The sequence below is a fragment of the Collinsella vaginalis genome, assembly GCF_900176655.1.
Taxonomy (GTDB): Bacteria; Actinomycetota; Coriobacteriia; order Coriobacteriales; family Coriobacteriaceae; genus Collinsella; species Collinsella vaginalis.
This window is the reverse complement of sequence record NZ_LT838853.1, coordinates 1-947: the sequence shown is the minus strand read 5'-3', so window position 1 is coordinate 947 and position 947 is coordinate 1. Positions and strand designations below refer to the sequence as shown.

The 947-nt window shown below is 71.9% G+C and carries 1 pseudogene; it reads right to left on the bottom strand.

From position 1 onward, the window contains the following. Positions 1 to 888 (bottom strand): annotated as a pseudogene (locus tag CAP13_RS10025) (PD-(D/E)XK nuclease family protein); the annotation flags it as partial. Positions 889 to 947 lie beyond the last annotated feature (59 nt).

The following is a 947-nucleotide window of genomic DNA, read 5'->3' as shown; positions in this document are numbered from 1 at the left end:
GTCATGGGTGACCCGCGCGAGGACGGGCGCGATCCTGGGCACCGCGAGGATACGGGCGAAACGGCTGCGCAGGCAGGCGATGGGCTCGAGGACGAGGGCCGGCGCGTCGAGCGCGGCGGCGAGGGTCGGCAGCGCCCCCTCCTCATGGGCGAGGGGGTAGCCTTCGATGTCCATCTCGACGGCGATGAGGGCGTCTGCCGTGGCCTCAGGCAGGCAGGCGGCCTCGTTCGGGCCAAGGAATCGCACCTGGGCACGTGCTCCCGCGGGAGAGGACGAGAGCGGGGTCGCCACACAGAGCCCCTCGAGGGCGCCCAAGGCCACCTCCTGGCTCACCCCGAGCTCATGGGCCTGAGTCCCCAGGACCTCGATCGCGCGCTCGAGCATGGCGCACTCCGCAGCGGCGCGCACACGACCGTCACCGGCGCCGAAGGACGATGCCGGGGCCTCTCGGGCGACGGTGAGCATCTCCTTCGCCGCGCTCACGGGTCGTCCGCGTAGGAGGTGACCGACGACATCCGCGCAGACCGCGGGCGTGGATGCGGCGGGATGGTCTGCCCCGAGCTTCGCCCGGGCGGCGGCAGTGCTTCCCTGGATGCTCTGCAGCTGGTTGAGGAGGCCGTCGACCCCGATGGAGCGCGTCAGACGGAGCTTTCGATCAAGACGGCGGGCGCCAGCGGCGCCGATACCGGAAAGCGGGCTATAGAGCCAGTCAACCGCCTCAGGTGCAGGCCACCACGCGGTATCCTCCGCACGCCCCTCGCACACGGCGTGAATCGTCTCCGCAAGATGGGAGAGGGCCGTGAGCTGCTGCCCCGCGACGGTCTCGGCGAAGCGCTCGCGACGGGTGACCGAGGCCGCGATGCTGCGGGCGGCAAGGCGGGGCGCCAAGGCGGAGAAGAGCGCAGACGCCGCCGGAGCGACCACGACGATATCACGAGCCCCCGCCT